The organism is Paenibacillus sp. P4_A7 (assembly GCF_056402455.1).
The window spans coordinates 1-5,174 of the sequence record NZ_JBFUHJ010000404.1; the positions used below are offsets into that span (position 1 = coordinate 1).

The window sequence follows — 5,174 nt, forward strand, 5'->3', positions numbered from 1 at the left end:
CATGAGGCACTGCGTAGTGAACATGCAGCACATCTAGCTTCTGCATTTTTGCAACTTGCGCCATTTTGCTTGCAAGGGATAAATCGTATGGTGGAAACCGAAACACGTAATAATCATTGACTTCCACTTCATGGAAAAAAATGTTTTTATGGAAATGTCCGAGTCTGAATGGAATGCTATGTGTAATAAAATGAATTTCATGGCCTCGTTCCGCCAGTAATTTCCCTAGCTCGGTAGCAACGACGCCCGATCCTCCTAGTGTAGGATAACAGGTTATCCCGATCTTCAATTTTCTCGTCACTGTTGACACACCTCCTGTGTTCGCCACGTCTATCTATTCTATTCGACAAGAGCTGTACATTTTGCCTAAACTTTAAATAAAACGAATGAAAAATTAATCGTTCTTATATTTTTAAAAATTGAAAGGCGGTCGTTATTAATGACAGCCTTCTATTTTGTAAGATGCTAAAATAATTTCACAGGGTGTGGACGCTTCAATGCAAAACCTTCTGCATATCTATAGCCATGAGCTTGTCCAAGTAACCCATCTCGCTCTTCAACGCGTTCAACATATCGGTTCGTTAACGGTGTTTCTACACGGTCAGCACCTGCTACTGTGGAATCGAACTGAGATCGGTATGCCATAAGCGCTTCACGTTTCGTTTTATAATGATCACTAACATCAACTACAAGCGATGCTTGTTCCATATCGTTAATATAATAATAAATAAGCTGCTCGACATTAACGGCAGGCAGATCAGGCATATAACGACGTAGTTTGGCGTTAAATACAGCTTCTTCAATAAGCCTGCTGCACTGTACATGATCTGGATGTCTATCGACCCAATAAGGGGCGAATACAATACGCGGTTTGAAGCGCCTAATTTCAGCTACTATTCGTTCGATTTGCATCCTTGAAGGTTCTAAACCTCGATCTGGAAGCGCCAGATTAGTGCGTGCACGTAAACCAAGTATCTCCGATGCATGTCCAGCTTCTTGCTTTCGCAGCTCCACCGTCCCATTAGAGGACATTTCTGCCTCAGTCAGATCACATACACCTACTCGATATCCAGCCTGTACATGCTTAGCAATCGTACCACCCATCCCAATTTCCACATCATCAGCATGAGCACCAAATATGAGAATATCTAAGGACTCAATCATTCGTCTAAACCTGGTTTATATTTATGAACAAGCTCGCGCCAAGCAAAATCACCGCGCTCCAAAGATTTTACAAGCAGCTCAGCAGATGCTACATTGGTCGCTACCGGTATTCCTTGAACATCACAAAGTCTCAGCAAAGCAGTAATATCCGGCTCATGCGGCTGTGCCATGAGTGGATCGCGTAAGAAGATGATAAGATCCATTTCATTTTGAGCAACCATCGCACCGATTTGTTGGTCGCCCCCTAGTGGTCCTGACATATATCGATGAATGGACAAGCTTGTTTGCTCCATTATACGACTACCCGTCGTACCTGTGGAAAATAAATGATGAGGCGTAAAAACATGCTCATAAGCGATAACGAAATTAACCATTTCTTCTTTCTTCCGATCATGTGCTATAAATGCGATGTTCAACATTGCGATACCCTCCTCGGCTGCTAAAAAAACTATTCCATAATATGTTCAAAGCCATAAATTAAACCGCTATAAGTCATAACTTTCTTCACCGCAACATTAACACCTGGCATATAACCAGCGCGATCATAAGAATCATGACGAATTTTAAGTGATTGCCCGTATCCGCCAAAAACAACCTCCTGCTGTGCAAAAACACCCGGAAGTCGAACGCTATGTATACGGAATCCATTATAATAAGCGCCGCGAGCGCCTTCTATTGTTTCTTCTTCTTTCGGGTTGCCTTGGCGAAGTTCCTGACGAGCCTGCGAAATAAGCTCTGCAGTCTTTATTGAAGTTCCCGATGGCGCATCCAGCTTCTGGTCACCGTGATATTCAATAATTTCGACATGCGGCAAATACTTGGAAGCCTCTGCAGCGAATTTCATCATTAGAATGGCTCCAATTGAAAAGTTCGGAGCAATTAGCCCTCCAATTCCTTTTTGGACACAGAGCTCGTCCAGCTCCTCAATTTGTTCAGGCGTAAATCCGGTTGTACCGATGACCGGACGTACACCATACATAATAGATGCTTTCGTATTGCTATAAGCTGCTTGCGGCACAGTGAAATCAACCAAAACATCCGCTGCCGAAGAGCTTAGAGCCTCATCTAACGTTGCGCTCACAATAACGCCTGTATTGGTTTTACCGGCAAACAGGCCGGCATCGATTGGGCCGGCTGAAGGATCTACCGCAGCTACAAGCTGCAGCGCCTCATCCTCCAACACCATTTTCACAACCTCGCGGCCCATTCTTCCGCCTGCGCCTGTTACTGCCACTCTTATCTTTTGTTCCGTCATGTTATCACCTATTCCTTTTTCGTTTTCGTCCTAATAATTGATTGCTCTGCATACGCCGTTTTCTACTCACATCGGCGAAGAGCGTCCGAGCTGCTGAATGTCCTGGGTCAAGCCTGACTGCTTCTCTCGCGTTCGTAACGGCCTCATCCAGCCGATCCAGAGTAGCATATACAACAGCAAGTGTATAAAATGCTTGAAAGCTAAGCGGATCAAGCACGGTCGCTTGCTGCAATCTTATTGCAGCCTCCACTAGCTTAGGCGGAGTTTTAGATAACAACAAATCAGCTTCTGTAAGAAGCAGGCTCGCTTCGACCGTTTGCAAATGATATTGGTATTCCATTTGTTCCGGATCTAATCTCAACGCTTCCTCTGAATAGACCTTTGCTTTTGTCCATTTCTCGCTGCGTGCGCAAGATACCGCACATATATKATAATAAGATGCATTTTCGGGCTCGGCAGCAATAGCCTGCTCGAACCAATATATCGCTTGCTCAAAGTCGCTGTTAAAGATGAATTCGTAGCCCTTCTTAATATAGCTCTCACCGTTCATCCGCCCATCCTCCTTGTACACAGGTTGATGGTACAGCATATGTAGGGTGCTTGTTTACTGTTCGGTCATTTTCTTCGTCCACCGATCGGCGTCACGAGTCGTAAATTTATGCATGACCTTATTATGCGCTTCCGTAAGATCAATATTAAGCGAATTGGCAAAGCATGATAGAATGAATAATATATCGCCAAGCTCCATCTCTACGGAATTTTCCGCTTCGTCAGCCTTCTTAGGCTTCTCGCCATAACTATGATTGACTTCCCTCGCCAGCTCTCCAACTTCCTCTGACATTCTTGCCATAAGAGCAAGCGGGCTGAAGTATCCTTCTTTAAACTGAGAAATATAATCATCCACTTCTCGTTGAATATCTGATAACGATTTCTGCGACATTGATACAAATCCTTTCCACAGGTAGCTATACAATTCTATGTTAACGTAAACGCTTGATTAAAATCAATGTTTTTCGAAAGCTGTATTTAAGACATACTACTGTTGAGCAACCGCACTCATTGCTGACACAAGTAAATTACAGTACTGTCTATGATTACAAACGAAAGGGAGTGTTGTCCAGATGTCGCGCATTATTCAGCAGATCCGAATTCTAATCCCCATTCTAATCGGTACAGCTATCTATGCTTTTGGTCTGCATTATTTTGTCCTGCCCAATCAATTGATGGAGGGTGGAGTTACAGGAATAGCAGTATTGCTTAATTATGCTGCTGGATGGCCACTGTCCATATCCACACTAGTACTGAATATCCCCTTATTTTTATTAGGCTGGAAAGTACTTGGTAGAGGTCAAATGCTTTATACGCTAGTGGGCATTGTTTCACTATCTGGTTTCCTTGCTATATTGGAGCAACTGATTCATCATGGATGGTTAATTCCATTTCAAAGCTCCAATGATTATATGTTGGTAGCGCTATATGCTGGCGTTTCACTTGGTACTGGACTAGGAATTGTTTTCCGATTTGGAGGCACAACAGGCGGAATAGACATCGTCGCACGGATTATAACCCGCTCCAAGGGCATGAGTATGGGACAGATTATTCTTACTTTTGACATTATTATTATTGGTTTGTCCTTGATATATATTCCAATCAACAAAATTCTGTATACACTTGTTACAGTCTTCGTCGCTTCAAAGCTGATTGATTTCATCCAAGATGGCGCATACGCTGCTAAATCCTTCTCCATTATTTCTGAGCATGGAAGTGAAATTGCTAATAGAGTTACACAAGAGCTAGACCGAGGAGTTACCCTTATACCAGCAAGAGGCGCATTCTCTGGTCAGCAAAAAGAGGTCGTCTATTGCGTCGTTCAACGGAATGAAATTCACCGATTGAAAACGATTGTACGCAATGTCGACCCCCGTGCATTCATCGTCATTAATGAAGTTCATGATGTACTTGGAGAAGGCTTCAAGGAAGAGTAATGTTGAAGAAATTGTTTAGAGAAACGGCTTCACACCATAAGGTTCCCTCTTATATTTACGCCAGCCAGAATAGGTTAAGACAGCTGAAATGATGGCTCCAAAAAATAAAGACCAGCTCAATGGATTTGCTGATGTAACAGGTGTTATGACTGGCAAAACATCCGCACGACCGCTCTCATCATACAATCGGATGATGGCTGCTTTCAGAGCAATAAGAGACTTATTAACTAGGTCACTATTTACTCCCTTTGCTTGAAATGGGTCCAGCAGTTGATTCGTATAACGAATTCGTTCGAGCAATTCAGATTGATGTGCAGGACCATAAATAAGTGCAATTGCCGGTTCGATTCGCTTCGCATGCTCGTTTAACGCATTCATCGTAGCTCTGGCAGCTACCGCTCCATCACCGGCCTGACGCTTCCAGGAACGTTCCACGCGCGATAAATCGTCTAGCATCAAGCTCTCATATTGCAGCCAAAGAGCATACTCTGAACGAATCAGCGCATCTGTTGCCAGACGTATGCGCGCAGCTTGCATCAACCAGTCAGAAGCCGTAACGCCGTTTGCCAAAACTTGCTCGATAGCAATCGCGTCCTGTTCGATCGCGTTCCATCCTTCTATTTTTCCTATCTTGTATTTTAAGTCACCTTCTACTATTCGCAGCACCTGCTGGACACCGATATATCCGGCCTGTCGGTTATTCATATAGGCTGATTCATATAGTTCATTTGCCCTTTCATCTAGATGCAAGAGCTGCTTATGCGTACTTC

Annotated in this window: 8 protein-coding genes; 1 reads left to right on the forward strand and 7 read right to left on the reverse strand. The window is 43.6% G+C overall.

The genetic code is table 11. The features are described from left to right. From AC1DWN_RS27410 to AC1DWN_RS27435, 6 genes are all read right to left on the reverse strand, one after another. The coding region (locus AC1DWN_RS27410; RefSeq protein ID WP_477562054.1) for a glycosyltransferase at nt 1-301 on the reverse strand (301 nt) is incomplete at its 3' end. Nucleotides 302-465: 164 nt separating this feature from the next. Further along, the gene (gene bshB1 / locus AC1DWN_RS27415) at nt 466-1,164 is read right to left on the reverse strand and encodes a bacillithiol biosynthesis deacetylase BshB1 (RefSeq protein WP_477562055.1); all 699 of its coding nucleotides are present in this window, start codon (nt 1,162-1,164) and stop codon (nt 466-468) included. Next, the gene (locus AC1DWN_RS27420; protein WP_477562056.1) at nt 1,161-1,583 is read right to left on the reverse strand and encodes a methylglyoxal synthase; all 423 of its coding nucleotides are present in this window, start codon (nt 1,581-1,583) and stop codon (nt 1,161-1,163) included. Before AC1DWN_RS27420 ends, bshB1 begins: the two co-directional genes overlap by 4 nt. Before the next feature lie 29 nt (nt 1,584-1,612). Then, complete coding sequence (gene dapB / locus AC1DWN_RS27425; RefSeq protein ID WP_477562057.1) at nt 1,613-2,419, reverse strand: 4-hydroxy-tetrahydrodipicolinate reductase; 807 nt, start codon at nt 2,417-2,419, stop codon at nt 1,613-1,615. Nucleotides 2,420-2,423: 4 nt separating this feature from the next. Next, the gene (locus AC1DWN_RS27430) at nt 2,424-2,969 is read right to left on the reverse strand and encodes a tetratricopeptide repeat protein (protein WP_477562058.1); all 546 of its coding nucleotides are present in this window, start codon (nt 2,967-2,969) and stop codon (nt 2,424-2,426) included. A 54-nt stretch (nt 2,970-3,023) separates the two neighbouring features. Next, entirely contained in the window at nt 3,024-3,359 is a 336-nt protein-coding gene (locus AC1DWN_RS27435) for a nucleotide pyrophosphohydrolase (protein WP_477562059.1), read from the reverse strand. Nucleotides 3,360-3,540: 181 nt separating this feature from the next. Between AC1DWN_RS27435 and AC1DWN_RS27440 the strand changes: the two genes are divergently transcribed. Next, on the forward strand, nt 3,541-4,404 hold the full coding sequence (locus tag AC1DWN_RS27440; protein ID WP_477562060.1) for a YitT family protein: 864 nt from the start codon (nt 3,541-3,543) through the stop codon (nt 4,402-4,404). Nucleotides 4,405-4,419: 15 nt separating this feature from the next. Here AC1DWN_RS27440 and AC1DWN_RS27445 read toward each other — a convergent pair. Beyond that, nucleotides 4,420-5,174 (reverse strand): sporulation protein YpjB (locus AC1DWN_RS27445; protein ID WP_477562061.1); only part of this gene is annotated, 755 nt, incomplete at its 5' end.